Source organism: Spirillospora sp. NPDC047279, from assembly GCF_040643285.1.
Taxonomy (GTDB): Bacteria; Actinomycetota; Actinomycetes; order Streptosporangiales; family Streptosporangiaceae; genus Spirillospora.
In genome coordinates this window covers 214032-231056 of record NZ_JBEYUA010000007.1, presented here as the reverse complement: position 1 = coordinate 231056, position 17025 = coordinate 214032, and the positions used below count along the sequence as shown (strand labels likewise).

The following is a 17025-nucleotide window of genomic DNA, read 5'->3' as shown; positions in this document are numbered from 1 at the left end:
AGACGTGCGACCGCCGCCCCAGGTTCCTGCCTTTACGTTGTAGATCAATGTGCGAGGGGAACACCGGAGGGAATCTCACGTCCAAGGATCAACACGATACTTCGGGGGGACGATGCTGGCGGTCCTGACCGGTCTCGGGCTGTCCGCCGCGGCGGGCCTCAACGCCTACATCCCGATGCTGGTCGTCGGGCTGCTCGATCGTTACAGCGACCTGGTGCGGTTGCCCGCGGAGTTCGGATGGCTCACCAACGGGTGGGTGTTGTCGATCCTCGGCGTCCTGCTGCTGGCCGAGGTCGTCCTCGACAAGGTCGCCGTGGTCGACAGCCTCAACGACGCCGTCCAAACGTTCGTGCGCCCCGCCGCGGGCGGCGCCGTGTTCGCCGCCACCGACGCGGCCGAGCGGTTCGACTCGTCCACGTTCATGGCCGACAACCCGTGGATCGGCTGGATCCTGGGCATCGTGGTCGCCCTCGTGGTGCACCTGACCAAGACCTCGATCCGGCCGGTCGTGAACGCCGGCACGCTCGGCACCGGCGCCCCGGTCGTCAGCACGGTCGAGGACACCGTCTCGCTCGGGATGAGCATCCTGGCGATCCTCGCCCCGGTCGTCGCCCTGATCGGCGTCATCATGCTGGCGTTCGTGTCGTTCCGCATGGTCCGGATGGTCCGCCGCCGTCACAATGATAGGAAATCCCAATCGCCGGTAAATTTCGGCGAAAGGTGAACTTATAGACGGCGCGTCGCGTACCCCTGGCCGGATGGGGCCGCATCCCTGGGCGGGATGCGGGAATGCTCGCAGCACCCCGAGCCCGGAGGCACAGGATGATCGACGCTATCGAGTCCACGACCAGCATTTTCGCGACCGACGACGCCCGCCGGTCGCTCAGCGGGAGGTCGCTCCTGCTGAGACGCCGGTACGCCGCGCCCATCGAGGAGGTGTGGTCGGCCATCACCGAACCGCACCGGCTCGAACGCTGGTTCCTCGAGGTCGGCGGCGATCTGCGGCCCGGCGGGTGGTACCGGCTGAAGGACAACGCCCGCGGTGAGATCCTGCGCTGGGAGCCGCCCCGCCTGCTGACGGTGACCTGGGAGTTCGGCTTCCATCCGGCCAGCCGGGTCGAGATCCGCCTTTCGGGCGCGACGACGCTGGAGTTGCGGCACGTCGTGCGCGGCGACGCCGACGACCTCGCCGGAGCGGGCGTCGGCTGGGACCTCGTCCTGCTCGCCCTGGACGTCTACCTGCGCGGCGCCGACCCCGTCGACCACGAGTCGCAGCTGTTCGCCGCGCACAGCAGCCGGGCCTGGGGCGCCACGCTGGAGGCCGCGGGCACACCGCCCGCCGAGGCCGCCCGCGCCGTCCGGCGGGTGAACCGCTTCTACGCCCCCGACGTGACCTGACCGCCCCCGGCCACGCCGGACATTGCACGGGCCGGACATGACACGGGCCGGACATGACACGGGCCGGGCGCGGCGCGAGGCCGGGCCCGGCCCGTGACGATGTGCCGGACGGTCAGGGGCGGAGGTCCAGGCGGCGCAGCAGCTGGGCGTTGAGGGCCACCACGACCGTGGAGAGGCTCATCAGGATCGCGCCCACCTCCATCGGGAGGTCGATCCCCGCCCAGACCAGCGCCCCGGCGGCCAGCGGGACGGTCACCACGTTGTAGCCGGCCGCCCAGACCAGGTTCTGGATCATCTTGCGGTGCACCGCGATCGAGAGCCTCCGCACGCCCACGACGGCCCGCGGGTCGTCGCTCGCCAGCACCACGCCCGCCGACTGCACGGCCACGTCGGTGCCGGCGCCGATGGCGATGCCGACGTCGGCGCGGGCCAGCGCGGGCGCGTCGTTGACGCCGTCGCCGACCATCGCCACGCGCAGGCCGCGCGCCTGGAGCTCGGCGACCTTGGCGTCCTTGTCGGCGGGCAGCACCTCGGCGAAGACCTCGTCCACGCCGAGCTCCTTGCCGACCGCCTCGGCCACGTTGCGGGCGTCCCCGGTGATCATCGCGACCTGGATCCCGGCGGCGTGCAGGTCAGCGACGGCCTGCCGCGACTCGGGACGGATGCCGTCCTCCAGCGCGAGCGCGCCGATCACCTCGCCGTCGGCCAGGACGTAGATGACCGAGGCGCCGCGGTCCGACCAGGCGGACGTGGCGTCGGCGATCCGGACGTCCGGATCGGCGTCGCCGAGCAGCCGCGGACCGCCCACCCGCACACGATGCCCCTCGACCGTCGCCTCGACGCCCATGGCCGTCATCGAGCGGAAGCCGCTCGCCCGCGGCACGGCGCCCGGCGCCGCCGCGACGATCGCGCGGGCCAGCGGGTGCTCGCTGTCGGTCTCGGCCGCGGCGGCGAGGGCCAGCATCCGGTCGCCGTCCCAGCCCGGCGCGACGGCGATGTCGGTCACCGACGGCCTGCCCTCGGTCAGCGTGCCGGTCTTGTCGAAGAGCACGACGCCGGTGTCCCGCATACGTTCCAGCGCCACCCGGTCCTTGACGAGGATGCCCTGGCGGGCCGCCAGCTCGGTGGAGATCGCGATGACGAGCGGGATGGCCAGGCCGAGCGCGTGGGGGCACGCGATGACCAGGACGGTCACCGTCTTCTCGATCGCCGACGCGCCGTTGCCGAGGATCGACCACACCAGCAGCGTGATCAGCGCGGCGCCGGCCGCGTAGTAGAAGAGCAGCGCGGCGGCCTTGTCTGCGAGCACCTGGGCGCGCGACCGGGACGCCTGCGCGTCGGCCACGAGCCGGCGGATGCCGGCCAGCGCGGTCTCCTCACCGACGGCGGTGACCTCGACGCGCACGGCGTCGTCGGTCGCGACGGTGCCCGCCACCACGCGGTCGCCGGCGGAACGGCCGACCGCCCGCGACTCACCGGTGATCATCGATTCGTCGAACGCCGCCGAGCCGTCCACCACCGTCCCGTCGGCGGGCACCCGCCCGCCGGGCCGCACCAGGACGACGTCGCCGACGTCCAGCCGGGCCACCGGGACCTTCTCGATCTCGTCGCCGGTCACGCGTTCGGCCTCGTCCGGCAGGAGCGCGGCGAGCGCGTCCAGCGCGCCGGAGGCCGAGCCGAGGGCGCGCATCTCCAGCCAGTGGCCGAGCAGCATGATGTCGATGAGGAGCACCAGCTCCCACCAGAAGTCCAGGCGGTGGGACGCGATGTCCAGCGTGGCGGCCCAGGAGGCCAGGAACGCGACCGTGATCGCCATCGCGATCAGCGTCATCATCCCGGGCCTGCGGCCCTTGAGCTCCCCCACCGCCCCGGTGACGAACGGCCATCCGCCGTACGCGAAGACGACCGTGCCGAGCACCGGCGGGATCCAGGTCCACCCGCCGCCGTGCGGCACCTCGTACCCGAGCAGGTCGGCGAACATCGGGCTGAGCGCCACGACCGGCACCGACAGCAGCAGGCTCAGCCAGAACTTCCGCCGGAACACCGCCGCATGATCTCCATGCCCGCCATGCCCCATGTGACCGCCGTGCCCCGCGTGCCCGCCGTGCTCCTCGTGCGCTTGTGGGTGATCCACTTCGCCCCCCAAGATCTCTGCAACGTTCCGCGATATACCCCTTGCGGGTATATCAGCCAGAACGCCGCACCACCCCGGGTCATTCCCTCCGTTCGGCCGGTCCGGGTAGATATCCGGTCGAGGTGAAGTACGCGATGTACCGGGCGAACGTCCGTTCGTCCAGGGGCGGGCAGCTCGCCGTCGGTTCGAAGACCAGGTCGCTCCAGCCGTCCCCGGTCATCTCCTCGAGGAAGACGTCGAGCACGGGCGCGGCGGCGTTGCCCGGCTGGTCGCGAAGAAGACCCGCCCAGGCGTCCAGCGGCCGGTCGTCGAGCCGGTGGCCGTAGCCGCGCAGATGCGCGACGAGGTCGGCCAGGCTCGTGCGCCGCGCGTTGGTGAGGTGATGGATCTCCCCGGCGGGCGTACGCCCGGCCTGGTCGGCGAGGACGCCGGCGATGTGGTCGACCGGGGCGAGGTCGTACGCGGCGTCCGGCCCGGCGGGGACGGCCTGGGCCTGGACACAGCCCTTGAGGATCTGCCAGAGCAGGTCCTGCGTCTGGCAGGCGCCGGTCGCGCGGTGGCCGAGGACGCGGGGCAGCCGGTAGACGGCGGTGGGCAGGCCGCGCTCGCCCGCGGTCCGCACGAGCTGCTCGGCGACCCACTTGGAGCGCGCGTAACCGCCGCGCAGAGCATGTGGCGGGCCCGCCGGGTCGGCGGGCGTGATGGCGCCGCCGTGGGCGGGCGGCTCCGCGAAGACCTCGATCGTGGAGACGTGGTGGAAACCGGACGGGCGGTGCCGGGCGGCGAGCCGCAGCGCCTCGTGGGTGCCGCCGACGTTGGCCGCCTTGAGGTTCTCGTAGGGCTGGACGGCGTTCACGTGGGCGCCACTGTGGAACACCGCGTCGACGGTGGCGGCGAGGCGGTCGAACGTGGCGTCGCCGAGCCCGAGCAGCGGCAGGCTCAGATCGCCGGCGTGCACGAGGAGCCGGTGCGGCGCGGCGCCGTCCCAGAGGGCGTAGCCCTCCAGCACCGAACGCAGGCGTTTGGCGGCGGTGTCGTCGTCGGCGCCGCGCACGAGGCAGTGCACGGTGTGACCCCGGTCGAGCAGTTCCCTGACCAGGAACGCCCCGACGAAGCCCGTCGCCCCGGTCACCAGGCAGCGGCGCGGTCCACTGATCTCCACCGGCGCGCCGTCGGCGGGCCGGATGCCGGGCGCCAGCCGCACCTCGGCGCTCAGGCCGGCGCTCAGGCCGGCGCTCAGGCCGGCGCCCCGCGCCGCCGGACCGGGCGTTCCGGCGAGCAGCCCGTACAGGTGGCGGGCGAGATCGGCCGGGGTCGGGTGCTGGAAGACGGCCGTCACCGTCAGCCGGACGCCGGTGGCGGCGTGCAGGCGGCCGAGCAGGCCCATCGCGGTGAGCGAGTCGATGCCGAGGTCGGGGAACCGCGCGCCCGGGTCGGCGACGGGACGCCCGATGACGGCGGCGGTGTGGTCCCGGACGGCGGCGATCGCCTCGGCCTCGTCCGCATAACGTTCGGGGACGGCGGGCGCGAGCCGCTCCGGGGCGTCGCCGGGGTCGGGCAGCGCGTTGCGGTCGAGCTTGCCGTTCGGCGTCTGCGGGAACTCCGGCAGGACGGTGAGGACGGCGGGGACCATGTAGCCGGGCAGCCGGGCCCGCAGGTCGTCGCGGACTCCCGTGAGCGCGGCGCCGTCGCCGACGACATAGCCGAGCAGCCGTCCGGCGCGCACGATCACGACGGCGTCGGTGATCGCGGCATGCTCGCGGAGCACGGCCTCGATCTCGCCCGGCTCGATCCGGTGGCCGTGCAGCTTGATCTGGTGGTCGGCGCGGCCGAGATGGTCGAGGTCGCCGTCCGGCAGGCGGCGGGCGAGGTCGCCGGTGCGGTAGAGCACGCCGCCGGGACGGAACGGATCGGGGACGAACCGTTCGGCGGTGAGGCCGGGACGGTCGCGGTAGCCGGCGGCGACGCCGTCTCCGCCGATGTAGAGCTCACCCGGCAGGCCCGCCGGCAGTTGCCGCATCGCCCCGTCCAGGACATGGCACGTGGTGTTGGCGATCGGGCGGCCGACCGTGACGCGCTCGCCGGCGTGCACCCTGCGCACGGTCGACCAGATCGTGGTCTCGGTCGGCCCGTACATGTTCCACACCTGCCCGGCCCGCGCGAGGAGCGCGTCGGCCAGGTCGCGGGGCAGCGCCTCGCCGCCGCACAGGACGCGCAACGCGGAATCGCCCGTCCAGCCCGCGTCGATCAGCATGCGCCAGGTGACCGGGGTGGCCTGGAGGACGGTCGCCGGGCTGGACGCGAGATGGCGGCGCAGCGCCTCGCCGTCGCCGACCACGCCGCCCGGGGCGATCTCCACGGTGCCGCCCACGGCGAGCGGCAGGAACAACTCCAGCGCGGCGATGTCGAAGCAGACCGTGGTGATGGCGAGCGCGGTGTCGTCGGCGGTGAAGCCGGGCTCGCGCGCCATCGAGCACAGGAAGTTGGTCAGGCCCCGGTGCCGCACCTGGACTCCCTTGGGGCGGCCGGTGGAGCCCGAGGTGTAGATGACGTAGGCCAGGCTCCCTGGATCGACCTTCGCGGCGGGCACTCCGGCGAGAGGCTCCAGCGGCGCGCGGTCGTCCAGGACGACGGCGGGTACGTCACCGGTGTTGTGGCGGAGGGCCGGCTGCGTGACGATCAGCGAGGCCTCGGCGTCCTCCAGCATGGAGGCGATGCGGGCCGCAGGGTAGACCGGGTCGACCGGCACGTACGCGGCGCCGGTGCGGAGCACGGCGAGCAGCGCCACCAGCAGGTCGTCCGAACGTTCGAGGTAGACCGCCACGCGCGCGCCCGGACCGGCTCCGCGCGCGGCGAGATGGGCGGTGAGCGTCCCGCTGCGTTCGTCCAGCTCGCGATAGGTCAGGCGGCGTTCACCGAAGACCACCGCGGTCGCCTCCGGACGGCGTGCGACCTGTTCACGGAACAGGTCGTGGACACAGAGGCCGTCCGGGTACGGGGCATCCGTCGCGTTCTGGGCCCGCTGCCGTTCCGCCTCGGCCGGTGAGATCAGCGGGGCGCGACGCGGGCCGTCGCCGGGGAGCGCGGCGAGGAACGCGCCGAACCCTTCGGCCAGGCCGTCCCCGCGCATCAGCGCGCCACGTCCGTCCGGCCGGATCTCCACGGTGCCGCCGGGCCCGATGGTCACCGGCAGCGCCGGGACCTCGACCTCCGGGCGGCGCAGCGGCAGGTCGCGGAGGTACGAGCCGTTCCGGCACTCCTCGATCGCCTTCAGGGCCTCGGTGCGATAGGCGGCGAAGCCGTCGCACGGATCGGGGAGCCGGACCGGGACCCTATCGGCGAGAAGCGCATGGCCACCGGGCAGGGCGAGGCTGACGCACGTGCCCGGTTCGCCGGTCAGCTCGCCCAGGTAGGCCATCGCCGCCGCGGTCAGAGTGCCGGCCGGGTCGTCGGTCTCCGCCACCCAGCCGGGCACCGGAACGGGCTGCGGCGCTCCGTCCGCCTCGAGCCGGAGGGGCCGCACGTCGCGGAGCCCGCGGACCCAGAAGGCCTCCCGAAGCAGCCCCGCCCGTTCGGCCGCGGCGGCCTCGGCGTCGGGCTCCGGCAGCACGTCGCCCTCCCGCACCCCGAGGTCGCCGCCATGCAGCGATGTGAGACCGGACAGGACGACGTCGCCGTCACGCGTCGCGACCCGGACACCCGCGCCACCGCCCGAGTCGATGCCCGCCACGACCGTGCCGGGCGCCGCGCCCGAGGACACCGGGCTCACCGCCGCCGCGCGGACGACCGCCCAGCCGCCGGGGGCGAGCAGCCTGCACAGGCCGAAGCGGTTGGGATGAGGGCCGAAGTCGGCCGCCCTGACCAGCGCCGCGATCTCCTCGGCGGTGCGCCGCCGCCATGAGATCGCCAGGCCGCCGTACGGCCGGTCGGCGCGCCCGTGGTAGGTCCGGGCCGTCAGGTCCTGGGGCCGCGGCTCGATCGTGCCGAGCCCGTCGAGCAGTTCGGCGAACGAGTCGAGGCCCGCCTGCCGGCATTTGAGGTTGAGCGAGTGGCTCGTCTCGTCCCGGTCGAGCGGGATCTGTCGCTGGACGAGGACCGGTCCGGTGTCCGCCTCGTCCTCCATCAGGTGCCAGGTCACCCCGTGCAGCGGCGCGCGGGCCGCGACCGCCCAGGCCGCCGCGTTCACCCCGGCATCGCGGGGCAGCGGCGCGTCGTGGAAGTTGATCGCCGAACGGCGCGGCAGGGCGAGCACCTCCGGCGCGAGCATCCGCAGGTTGACCACGCTGAACAGGTGGTCGAAGGGCTTCTCCCCCAGCACCTCCGCGAGCCTCGCCGCCGGCTCGGCCCGCATCCCCCGGTCCGCCGCCTGCCGCCGTACCGCCGCGCGGCCCGAGACGATCCCGCACACCCGGTGCCCGCGTTCGGCCAGCAGGGCCGCGCATTCGACGACCAGCGAGCTCGATCCGATCAGCCAGGCGGACACCTGCGCCCCGTTCACAGGCACCTCCGACAATCACTGTAAGCAGTTATGTGATGACGGAGTGTATCTACAGGGTGGTGCGCGCCGGATCCGGCGGGGCGCCGGGCGCCGGGACTTCATTGACAGACATCAATGTCTGTTAGACGATCGCGGCACCACGCACTCCACCTTCCGCTCCCACCGGGACGGAAAGGAGATCACCAATGAGAGGTCGGCTCCTCCTCATCTCGGCGATGGCCGTCGCCACGTTGACCCCGGCGCCCGCGGTCGCGGCCACCGCACCGGAAAGGGCTCCCGCCGCCGTCTCCGCCCACGGCGCGCTGCTGGCCAACCGCATCCTGACCCTTCAGAACCGCTTCACGCGCGCGTGCCTGGACGACAGCTTCGAGTACGGGCTGCGCGGGTTCCCCTGCAACGGGTTCGACTTCCAGCGCTGGAACACGATCTTGCGCGGCGACGCGAGCTGGACCGTCACGAACCTGGCCACCGGCCGCTGCCTGGACCACAGCGACGAGTACGGCCTGCGCAGCATCGTGTGCAACGGCAACGCCCACCAGGAGTGGATCATCCTCGACACCGGCGGCGCGCTGGAGCTGCGGAACCGCAAGACCCGTCTCTGCCTGGACGACAGCCAGGTGGGCGTCCGCGGCTTCCCGTGCAACAGCCTCGACTACCAGCGCTGGAACTTCTGGTAGCCCTAGACGTCGATCTGGATCTCGCCGCCGAGCCGGGCGCCCGTCTCCAGCTCCAGGTCGTCACCGCTCCAGAAGCGCCCCGGGTCGAACCAGTTGGGCCGCCGCCCCTTCGGCAGCAGTCCCATCGACTGGTAGGTCACGGCGACGATCTCCGCGCAGAACGCGGTCTCCAGATCGGGGTCGCGTTCCGCCGGACGCCGGAACGGAACCCGCCCGCGAAACCACCGCGACGCCATCCGCGACGTCGAGGGGAACGGCGTGCCGTCCAGCCGCGCCACCGCCTTGAGCGCCGCGTCCTCCATCGCCTTGGACGCGGGCGGGTCGAGCTGCCGCAACCAGGCCCGCTGCCCGTAGCGGTCGGCCCACACCTTGACCGCGTCCCGGAGATCGTGCAGCTGCGCCCCCCGGTGATGGCCGCCCGTCCACAGATCGGGGAGGGACTTGCCCAGCTCCGCGTGCCACATCAGCGGCGGCAGGTCGTCGACCACGATCGCCATGCCGACGTGGTTGACCGGACTGTTGGTCATCGTCTGGATGGCCCGATCGGCCGCGGTGCGCCCCCGGAAGAGCCACACGTCGCCGGTACGGGTCAGGTCGATGGCTTTCTCAAGCGGGATGCTCGTGGCGGACATGCTCGCTAGCCTAAGCACATGCGCTGGCTGAAGATACTCGGAGTGGCAGGACTCGCAGGCGTCGCGGCCACGGGCGTGGTGATCGCGCGCAACGAACGCCAGCGCCGCGCCTACACCCCCGACGAGATCAGGCAACGCCTCCACGACCGCGCCGGCGAGACCTCCGCCGGCTCCTGACCTCCAGGGCCGCACTCCGCGGCCGTCGGCCTGCCGTCCACTGAGATATTCGTTGGCCTCCGGGCGAACGGCGGGGTTACGTTGCCGGCATGGCGGAGATCCGGGGCCGGTGCGCGGACCGGTTCGGCAAAGTGGGCGAGGCGCTCTCGGCTTCGCTGGACGCGGATGACGTGGGCGCCTCCGCAGCCGTCTTCCTGGACGGCGAGCCGGTGGTGGACATCTGGGGCGGGCACGTCGACGCCGCCCGGACCACCGGGTGGGAGCGGGACACCATCACCAACGTCTGGTCCACGACCAAGACGATGACGGCGCTGTGCGCGCTGATCCTGGCCGATCGGCGGGTGCTCGATCTGGACGCTCCGGTCGCGGCGTACTGGCCCGAGTTCGCCGCCGCGGGCAAGCGGGACGTGCGGGTACGGCACCTGCTCGGGCACACGGCGGGCCTGCCGACCTGGGACGAGCCCCTCACGGCGCGGGACCTCTATGACCGGGAGCGCGTGACCGGGTTGCTGGCGGCTCAGGCGCCCGAATGGGAGCCGGGCACGGTCGGCGGATACCACTCGATCACGTGGGGCTTCCTCGTGGGCGAGGTCGTCCGGCGGGTGACCGGGCGCGGCGTCGGCACGTTCTTCGCCGAGGAGGTGGCCGGCCCGCTCGGGGCCGACTTCCACATCGGGTTGCCCGCCGAGCACGACGTGCGGGTGGCGCCGCTCATCCCGGATCCACAGGGGGACAAGCCGCCCGGGTGGGCGGTGGGCGTGGCCGATTCCAACAACGTCGGCTGGCGGCGTGCCGAGATGCCCGCCATAGGCGGCTTCGGCAACGCGCGGTCGGTCGCGGCGGTGCAGTCGGTGCTGGCGTGCGGCGGCCTGGGGCTGCTGTCGGCCGCGGGATGCGAGCGCGTCTTCGACGAGCAGTTCCACGGCGAGGACCGCGTCCTGGGCGTTCCCATGCGCTACGGCATGGGTTACCGGCTCGAGGGCCGCACCGCCTCGTGGGGCGGCTGGGGCGGCTCGCTGGTGCTCGTCGACTTCGAGCACCGGATGGTGGTCGCGTACGTGATGAACCAGATCCTCTGGACCGGCTACGAGCGCGCCCTCTCGATCGTCTTCGCCGCCTACGACGCACTGGCGAACGGCGAAACCTCTGACTAAAGTCAGAGAATGACCGCGGTCGAGCAGATACGGCATTTCAACCGGACGGTGACGCAGCGGGTCGGCGCGCTGCACGACGCGTTCCTCGCACGGTCCCGCCCGCTGGGTCAGGCCCGCCTGCTGTGGGAGATCGGGCCGGACGGCGCCCGCGTCCGCGACCTGCGTTCACGGCTCGACCTCGACTCGGGCTACGTCAGCAGGCTGCTGCGCGCCCTGGAGGCGGACGGGCTGGCCGTCGTCCACGCCGACCCCGCCGACGCCCGCACGCGCGTGGCCCGGCTGACGCCCGCGGGCCTGGCCGAGCGCCGCGAGCTCGACCGGCTGTCGGACGAGCAGGCCGCGTCGATCCTCGCGCCGCTCAGCGAGCGCCAGCGCGACCGCCTCGTCGCGGCGATGACCGAGGTCGAACGGCTGCTCACCGCCTCCCTGGTCGACATCGCCGTCACGGACCCGGACCATCCGCACGCCCGGCACTGCGAGCGGGCGTACTTCGCCGAGCTCGCCGAACGTTTCGAGGGCGGGTTCGACGCCGCCACCTACCGGGCGGCCGAGGACGGCGGCGGGCTCCTCCTGATCGCGACGCTGCACGGCGAGCCGGTGGCGTGCGGCGCCCTCAAGCCCGGCGCCATCGCCAAGATCAAGCGCATGTGGGTCGCGCCGCCGGTCCGGGCGCTGGGGCTCGGGCGGCGGCTCCTCGGCGAGCTGGAGGCGCAGGCCGCCGCCCGCGGCGCCACCGCCGTCCGGCTGGAGACCAACCGCGCCCTCACCGAGGCGATCGGCCTCTACCGGGCGGCGGGATACCGCGAGGTGGACGTCTTCAGCGACGAGCCGTACGCCCACCACTGGTTCGAGAAGACGCTCCCCGGCGGCCCTGGGAGTTAGCCGGACCTCGTGCGGCCCGGGCGCCTTAAGTCCAGGCGGCCCTGGCGCCACGCGCGGAGCGTCCAGCGCCTGCCCGTGTCGTGGTCGACGACCTCGTGGCGCTGGCCGTTGTGGGTGAACGACTTGGCCGCGCGGTCCGGCCGGACCTGCGCGCGGCGGGTCAGGTCGGTGGCGTGCCGCGACGCGCGCTCGGCGCGCTCCCGCAGGCGCTGTTCCAGGTCGGCGCGCGCGGACGCCAGGTTGGCGGCCTGGGACCGTCCCGACGTCCGCGTGATCACGATTCCGGTCGGCAGGTGGCGCAGCCGCACCGCGGTCTCGACCTTGTTCTTGCGCTGCCCGCCGCTGCCGCGCCCCCGCATGGTCTCCACCCGGACGTCCTCGCCGCGCACCACCGGCGCGCCGGCCGCGGAGCCCTCGGGCAGGATCGCGATGGTGGCGGTGGAGGTGTGGCGGCGGCCGCGCCGGTCGTTGCGCGGCACGTGCTGCAGCCGATGGGTGCCGGCCAGCCACTCCACCCGTGCCACCGGTACGCCGGTCAGCACGAGGACCGTGGTGCGGCCGGGTTCGGCCGCCGTTCGCTCGACGGGCCAGCCGCGGCGGGCGGCCCAGGCCGTGACCGTATCGGCCAGTTCGTTCGCGAAGGTGAGCGCGTCGGCTCCACCCTCGCCCGGTCGAATCTCGACGACGCACATGACGAAGCTCCTGGAACGGCCGTCGCACCCGTGCACGGTGGACGGCGGCGGTCGATGGACGGGGTCGCGCCGCGAAGCGGCGCCCCTCTCATCGACGGCCGGGAGCGGGCACGACCACGAGGCCGGCGCGCGAGGCGCGCGGGCCGCCGAGGGTGGTCGAGCCGATCATGCTCACATCGTAGAACGGGTCCCCGGGCCCCGCCAGCGATATTCGCGGGCGCCGCGCCGCTCCGCGCCGACGACCGGGTGCCGTACTCGCGGTGCGGCTCGAGCACGGGCGCGGCGGTTCGCAGGTCCAGCCCGCGGGCGCCCGGTCGGGGGGCACCGTCCGCACGTCAGCCGGCCGGGGGCGCGGGGTGGCCGCCGAGGCAGGCGGTGATCTCGCGGGCGGCGGTGGTGAGCGCGGGCAGCCATCGCGACAGGTCGCCGTCGCGGCTCACGGGGACGACGACGCTGAGGGCCGCCTGGATGCCGAGCTGCGAGAAGACCGGGGCGGCGACCCCGCTGACGCCGGCGCGCAGCTCGTCGTGGGAGTAGTCGTGCCCGGCGCGGCGGATCTCGGCGAGCCGGGCGGGGTCGTCGACGGGCACGGGCGAGGGGCCGAGGTGGGCGAGGATGACGCGCCCGGCGGCGCCCAGGGCCAGCGGCCGGCGGTGCCCGGGCTGGTAGTCGACCTTGACCAGGTGGCGGGTGCCGAGGACCCGTTCGGCCACGACGATCTCGGTGCCCTCGCGCACGTGCAGCGTGATCGTCTCGCCCGTGGCGGCGCCGAGCTCGGCCATGACCGGGCGGGCGGTGGTCAGCAGGTCGGCCTCCACCGAGTCGGCGAGCCGGCGGAGCACCGTGCCCAGGCCGTAGCCGTCGGGACGGCGGCGGACGAAACCGCGGCCCTCGAGGGTGGCCAGGAGGCGATGGGTGACCGTGCGGTGGTAGCCGAGCCGTTCGGCCAGCTCGGCGGTGGTCCCGGGGCCCTGCTCCGCCACGTTCAGCAGGAGCGCCAGCGCCTGGTCGGCGGTCTTGGAGATCTCCGGCATCCCCGCTCCCCTCTCCGGCCCGTTGACGTGACCGGGCACACCTTCGTAGGCTAACCGATTATCGGATAGTTCATTCCGATAATCGGACAAAGGAGGTCGGGTCGTGGCCTACTACCGGCGGGTCGGAGACGTACCGCCCAAGCGCCACACGCAGCACCGCACCGCCGAGGGCGGCCTCTACTTCGAGGAGCTCATGGGCGAAGAGGGCTTCTCGTCCGACTCCTCGCTGCTCTACCACCGGCACATCCCGTCCGCGATCGTGGACGCGCAGCCGTGGGAGCCGCCGAGCGTGCGGCTCACCCCGAACCACCCGCTGCGCCCCCGCCACCTGAAGACGCACGAGCTCACCGAGGACTGGAAGGCCCAGGACGCGGTCACCGGGCGGCGGCTGCTGCTCGGCAACGACGACGTCCGGCTGTCCTACGCCGCCGCCGGGGAGGCCTCTCCGCTGTACCGCAACGCCGTCGGCGACGAGTGCGTCTACGTCGAGTCGGGCACCGGCACGGTCGAGACGGTGTTCGGGGCGCTGCCCGTCCGGCAGGGCGACTACGTGATCCTGCCGCGCGCGACCACGCACCGCTGGGTGCCCGAGGGCGGCGAGCCGCTGCGGCTCTACTGCGTCGAGGCCGCCGGCCACATCGCGCCCGCGCGCCGCTACCTGTCGAAGTACGGGCAACTGCTGGAGCACGCTCCCTATTGTGAACGCGACCTGCACGGCCCGGAGGCGCTTCTGACGGCCGAGGGCGAGGACGTCCCGGTGCTCGTCAAGCACCGCGGCGCCCGCGGCGAGATCACCGGGACGCGGTACGTCTATCCGCGGCACCCGTTCGACGTGGTCGGCTGGGACGGCTGCCTCTACCCGTACACGTTCAACGTCGCCGACTTCGAGCCCATCACCGGGAGGGTGCACCAGCCGCCGCCCGTGCACCAGGTGTTCGAGGGGAACAACTTCGTCATCTGCAACTTCGTGCCGCGGAAGGTCGACTACCACCCGCTGTCGATCCCGGTGCCGTACTACCACTCCAACGTCGACTCCGACGAGGTCATGTTCTACTGCGGCGGCGACTACGAGGCGCGCAAGGGGGCGGGCATCGGCCAGGGCTCGATCTCGCTGCACCCCGGCGGGCACGCGCACGGCCCGCAGCCCGGCGCGTACGAGCGCAGCATCGGCGCCGAGTACTTCGACGAGCTGGCGGTCATGGTCGACACGTTCAAGCCGCTCCAGGTCGGCGAGGGCGGGCTGGCCTGCGAGGACGAGGCGTACGCCTGGTCGTGGGCGGGCGGCCGCCGGTGACCCCGCCGGGGCCCTCGACGACGCCCCCGGCGGCCGTCCCGGGGCTGCTCGCCGGGCTGGTGGACGACGCGGGGTTGTTCCCGCCGACCTCGCTGCACATGGCCGACGCGCTCCGCCGCCATCTGGCCGACCAGGCCGCGCGGCACCCGATGCTCAGCCACCGGTTCCTGTGCCCGGCGAGCCGCCTGGCCGAGCTGCGCGGACCGCTCAGCGGCGGCCAGCGGGTCCGGGTCGGCCTGATCGCCGACACCGGCGTCGACGGGCTCGCGGACGCCCTCGCCGAGATCAGGGTCGACCCGCGGCTGGAGATCGCCCTGCTGGAGGTGCCGCTCGCGGCGGTCCCGGGCGACGAGAAGGGCGCGATCGCCGCGGTCAGGGCCGTGACCGGCGGCCTGGCGGTGCCGTCGTTCTTCGAACCCGCCTCCTACGACCGCGTGGCGCGGACCGTGCAGGTCCTCGAAGGGGACGAGGGGCTCAAGCTGCGTTGCGGCGGCGTCCGCGCCGGGCTCTTCCCGTCCGCGCCGAGCCTCGCCGGCGCCATCGTCACGGCCGTCGCGGCGAGCGTCGCGTTCAAGGCCACGGCGGGACTGCACGAGGCGATCCGGCACCACGACCCGCACACCGGATTCACCCACCACGGCTACCTCAACCTGCTGCTGGCGACCGGCGAGGCGGCGGCGGGCGCCGAGCCGTACGACGTGCGGACGGCGCTGGAGCTCACCGACCCCGGCGCGGTCATCGCCCGGCTCCGGCGGCTGGACGGCCCCCGGGTCCGCCGCTCGCTGGTGAGCTACGGCTCGTGCAGCACCGCGACCCCGATCGAGCAGGCCCGCGAGCTGGGCCTGGAGGAAGGATGACGATGACCGACGGCTACGGGATCGACAATCTCCCGTACGGCGTGTTCTCCACGGCCGACGGCGGCCCGCGCGTCGGAGTGCGGTACGGCGACCAGGTCCTCGACCTGGCCGGTGCCCTCGGCGACCCCGCGTTCGCCGCGCCCTCGCTCAACCCGTTCATGGCGCAGGGACGTGCCCGCTGGACCGAGGTGCGCGCCCAGGTCGCCGACGTCCTGACCGGCGGACGCGCCGCGCTGCGCCCGCTGTCGGACGTCCGGATGCACCTGCCGTTCGAGGTCTCCGACTACGTCGACTTCTACGCCTCGGAGGAGCACGCCACCAACCTCGGCCGGATGTTCCGTCCCGACTCCGAGCCGCTGCTGCCCAACTGGAAGCACCTCCCCGTCGGCTACCACGGGCGTTCGGGCACGGTCGTGCCGTCCGGCACCGGCATCGTGCGGCCGTCCGGTCAGCGCAGGCCGCCCGGCCAGGACGTCCCCGACCACGGGCCCTCCCGGCGGCTGGACGTCGAGGTCGAGGTCGGCTTCGTCGTCGGCACGCCCTCGCCGCTCGGCACGCCGGTGCCCACCGGCGCCTTCGCCGACCACGTGTTCGGGGTGTGCCTGGTCAACGACTGGTCGGCGCGCGACGTCCAGGCCTGGGAGTACGTGCCGCTGGGCCCGTTCCTCGGCAAGTCGTTCGCCACCTCGATCTCGCCGTGGGTCGTCCCGCTGGAGGCCCTGGCCGGCGCCCGCGTCCCCACGCCGCCGCAGTCCCCCGCCCCCCTCCCCTACCTGCGCGAGGACGACCCGTGGGGCCTGGACCTGTCGCTCTCGCTGTCGCTGAACGGCCAGACGGTCTCGCGCCCCCCGTACGCCTCGATGTACTGGTCGCCGGCGCAGATGCTCGCCCACATGACCGTGAACGGCGCGTCCCTGCGCACCGGCGACCTCTACGCCTCGGGCACCGTCTCCGGCCCCGCCGCCGGCCAGCGCGGCTCGTTCATCGAGCTGACCTGGGGCGGGAAGGAGCCGCTCAAGCTCGCCGACGGGAGCACGCGCACCTTCCTGGAGGACGGCGACGAGGTCACCATCGGCGGCACCGCCCTCGCCGGCCGCGTCTCGCTGGGCGAGGTCACCGGCCGCGTCCTCCCTGCCGTCCCCTCCTAGACCACGTCCACCCGGCCGTCTGGTCCTAGGCTCTCCGGACGCCCGGCGGGGTCAGGGAGCGGCGAAGCCGGCGTTCATGGCCGGGCTCAGCTCGCTCTCGGTCAGGCGGTCTCCCGACAGCGCGACATCGAGATCGCCTTCGGCGACGTCCTCACCGTCATGGCCGCCCTGGTCCACGCCGCCGCACCGCTGACGGCCGCCGCGCTGGCCGCCGCCCTCGGCTGGCCCGGGGACCGCGTCGCCCAGGCGCTCCACGACGCCGCCCGCCGGCCGGACCTGACCGACCCGATCGTCCTCCACCACCCGACCGCGACCACCTGCACGTTCAGGCCACGCCCCGAACGCCTCACCACCGCCCAGCGCCGAGCCCTCGAACGTCCCGCCGGGCACCACGCGGCCGTCACCCCGCCGCGATGGCGCGCGCACCGCGGTCGGTAGCATGCGCCTC

The 17025-nt window shown here is 73.6% G+C and carries 16 protein-coding genes; 10 read left to right on the top strand and 6 right to left on the bottom strand.

Annotated elements, in window-relative coordinates; all coding sequences use genetic code 11:
• Window positions 1-112: 112 nt before the first annotated feature.
• Both ABZ810_RS19800 and ABZ810_RS19795 read left to right on the top strand, forming a co-directional pair.
• Window positions 113-724, top strand: a complete 612-nt coding sequence (locus ABZ810_RS19800) for a DUF4126 domain-containing protein (RefSeq protein ID WP_358404855.1) — start codon at window positions 113-115, stop codon at window positions 722-724.
• A 98-nt stretch (window positions 725-822) separates the two neighbouring features.
• A complete protein-coding gene (locus ABZ810_RS19795; protein ID WP_358404853.1) occupies window positions 823-1398 on the top strand; it encodes an SRPBCC family protein in 576 nt (191 codons plus the stop codon).
• Between the two features lie 112 nt (window positions 1399-1510).
• On the opposite strand, the gene ABZ810_RS19790 is transcribed toward ABZ810_RS19795, so the two are convergent.
• Together ABZ810_RS19790 and ABZ810_RS19785 are read right to left on the bottom strand one after the other, a co-directional pair.
• On the bottom strand, window positions 1511-3475 hold the full coding sequence (locus ABZ810_RS19790) for a heavy metal translocating P-type ATPase (protein ID WP_358405514.1): 1965 nt from the start codon (window positions 3473-3475) through the stop codon (window positions 1511-1513).
• Between the two features lie 136 nt (window positions 3476-3611).
• Window positions 3612-8030: an amino acid adenylation domain-containing protein gene (locus ABZ810_RS19785; RefSeq protein WP_358404850.1), complete on the bottom strand. Its 4419-nt coding sequence runs from the start codon at window positions 8028-8030 to the stop codon at window positions 3612-3614.
• A 185-nt stretch (window positions 8031-8215) separates the two neighbouring features.
• Here ABZ810_RS19785 and ABZ810_RS19780 point away from each other — a divergent pair, with 185 nt between their 5' ends.
• Window positions 8216-8707, top strand: coding sequence for an RICIN domain-containing protein (locus ABZ810_RS19780; RefSeq protein ID WP_358404848.1), 492 nt, complete (start codon window positions 8216-8218; stop codon window positions 8705-8707).
• 2 nt (window positions 8708-8709) lie between these two features.
• On the opposite strand, the gene ABZ810_RS19775 is transcribed toward ABZ810_RS19780, so the two are convergent.
• On the bottom strand, window positions 8710-9339 hold the full coding sequence (locus ABZ810_RS19775; protein WP_358404847.1) for a hypothetical protein: 630 nt from the start codon (window positions 9337-9339) through the stop codon (window positions 8710-8712).
• A gap of 42 nt (window positions 9340-9381) precedes the next feature.
• Between ABZ810_RS19775 and ABZ810_RS19770 the strand changes: the two genes are divergently transcribed.
• The 3 genes from ABZ810_RS19770 to ABZ810_RS19760 all read left to right on the top strand — a co-directional run bounded on the left by ABZ810_RS19770 (window position 9382) and on the right by ABZ810_RS19760 (window position 11552).
• Window positions 9382-9516, top strand: a complete 135-nt coding sequence (locus ABZ810_RS19770) for a hypothetical protein (protein WP_358404844.1) — start codon at window positions 9382-9384, stop codon at window positions 9514-9516.
• Window positions 9517-9605: 89 nt separating this feature from the next.
• A complete protein-coding gene (locus ABZ810_RS19765; protein WP_358404842.1) occupies window positions 9606-10670 on the top strand; it encodes a serine hydrolase domain-containing protein in 1065 nt (354 codons plus the stop codon).
• A 9-nt stretch (window positions 10671-10679) separates the two neighbouring features.
• Window positions 10680-11552: a helix-turn-helix domain-containing GNAT family N-acetyltransferase gene (locus ABZ810_RS19760; RefSeq protein WP_358404841.1), complete on the top strand. Its 873-nt coding sequence runs from the start codon at window positions 10680-10682 to the stop codon at window positions 11550-11552.
• Here the strand turns inward: ABZ810_RS19760 and ABZ810_RS19755 are convergent.
• Both ABZ810_RS19755 and ABZ810_RS19750 read right to left on the bottom strand, forming a co-directional pair.
• On the bottom strand, window positions 11549-12244 hold the full coding sequence (locus ABZ810_RS19755; RefSeq protein ID WP_358404840.1) for a peptide chain release factor-like protein: 696 nt from the start codon (window positions 12242-12244) through the stop codon (window positions 11549-11551). The two genes, ABZ810_RS19760 and ABZ810_RS19755, sit on opposite strands and share 4 nt — an antisense overlap.
• Before the next feature lie 335 nt (window positions 12245-12579).
• Window positions 12580-13278 carry an IclR family transcriptional regulator gene (locus tag ABZ810_RS19750; RefSeq protein WP_358404838.1) on the bottom strand — a complete coding sequence of 233 codons (699 nt, stop codon included), beginning with the start codon at window positions 13276-13278 and terminating at the stop codon, window positions 12580-12582.
• 103 nt (window positions 13279-13381) lie between these two features.
• Between ABZ810_RS19750 and ABZ810_RS19745 the strand changes: the two genes are divergently transcribed.
• Genes ABZ810_RS19745 through fahA form a run of 3 tightly spaced genes read left to right on the top strand, consistent with a single transcriptional unit; the run spans window position 13382 to window position 16577 of the window.
• Window positions 13382-14572 carry a cupin domain-containing protein gene (locus ABZ810_RS19745; protein WP_358404835.1) on the top strand — a complete coding sequence of 397 codons (1191 nt, stop codon included), beginning with the start codon at window positions 13382-13384 and terminating at the stop codon, window positions 14570-14572.
• On the top strand, window positions 14569-15429 hold the full coding sequence (locus tag ABZ810_RS19740) for a hypothetical protein (protein ID WP_358404832.1): 861 nt from the start codon (window positions 14569-14571) through the stop codon (window positions 15427-15429). The genes ABZ810_RS19745 and ABZ810_RS19740 overlap by 4 nt, the downstream gene beginning before the upstream one ends.
• A gap of 2 nt (window positions 15430-15431) precedes the next feature.
• Window positions 15432-16577: a fumarylacetoacetase gene (gene fahA, locus ABZ810_RS19735; RefSeq protein WP_358405511.1), complete on the top strand. Its 1146-nt coding sequence runs from the start codon at window positions 15432-15434 to the stop codon at window positions 16575-16577.
• A 51-nt stretch (window positions 16578-16628) separates the two neighbouring features.
• Here the strand turns inward: fahA and ABZ810_RS19730 are convergent, their stop codons facing one another.
• Window positions 16629-16754: a hypothetical protein gene (locus ABZ810_RS19730; RefSeq protein WP_358404830.1), complete on the bottom strand. Its 126-nt coding sequence runs from the start codon at window positions 16752-16754 to the stop codon at window positions 16629-16631.
• On the opposite strand from ABZ810_RS19730, the gene ABZ810_RS19725 reads away from it, so the two are divergent.
• Window positions 16737-17015 (top strand): hypothetical protein, encoded by a 279-nt coding sequence (locus ABZ810_RS19725; RefSeq protein WP_358404829.1) that lies wholly within the window; start codon window positions 16737-16739, stop codon window positions 17013-17015. The genes ABZ810_RS19730 and ABZ810_RS19725 overlap by 18 nt on opposite strands.
• Window positions 17016-17025: the final 10 nt, after the last annotated feature.

Coding starts and splice junctions, on each gene's coding strand:
- ABZ810_RS19755 (WP_358404840.1), bottom strand. CDS start 12,244: ATGTGCGTCGTCGAGATTCGACCGGGCGAGGGTGGAGCCGACGCGCTC.
- ABZ810_RS19795 (WP_358404853.1), top strand. CDS start 823: ATGATCGACGCTATCGAGTCCACGACCAGCATTTTCGCGACCGACGAC.
- ABZ810_RS19760 (WP_358404841.1), top strand. CDS start 10,680: ATGACCGCGGTCGAGCAGATACGGCATTTCAACCGGACGGTGACGCAG.
- ABZ810_RS19775 (WP_358404847.1), bottom strand. CDS start 9,339: ATGTCCGCCACGAGCATCCCGCTTGAGAAAGCCATCGACCTGACCCGT.
- ABZ810_RS19750 (WP_358404838.1), bottom strand. CDS start 13,278: ATGCCGGAGATCTCCAAGACCGCCGACCAGGCGCTGGCGCTCCTGCTG.
- ABZ810_RS19725 (WP_358404829.1), top strand. CDS start 16,737: ATGGCCGCCCTGGTCCACGCCGCCGCACCGCTGACGGCCGCCGCGCTG.
- ABZ810_RS19790 (WP_358405514.1), bottom strand. CDS start 3,475: ATGGGGCATGGCGGGCATGGAGATCATGCGGCGGTGTTCCGGCGGAAG.
- ABZ810_RS19765 (WP_358404842.1), top strand. CDS start 9,606: ATGGCGGAGATCCGGGGCCGGTGCGCGGACCGGTTCGGCAAAGTGGGC.
- fahA (WP_358405511.1), top strand. CDS start 15,432: ATGACCGACGGCTACGGGATCGACAATCTCCCGTACGGCGTGTTCTCC.
- ABZ810_RS19800 (WP_358404855.1), top strand. CDS start 113: ATGCTGGCGGTCCTGACCGGTCTCGGGCTGTCCGCCGCGGCGGGCCTC.
- ABZ810_RS19780 (WP_358404848.1), top strand. CDS start 8,216: ATGAGAGGTCGGCTCCTCCTCATCTCGGCGATGGCCGTCGCCACGTTG.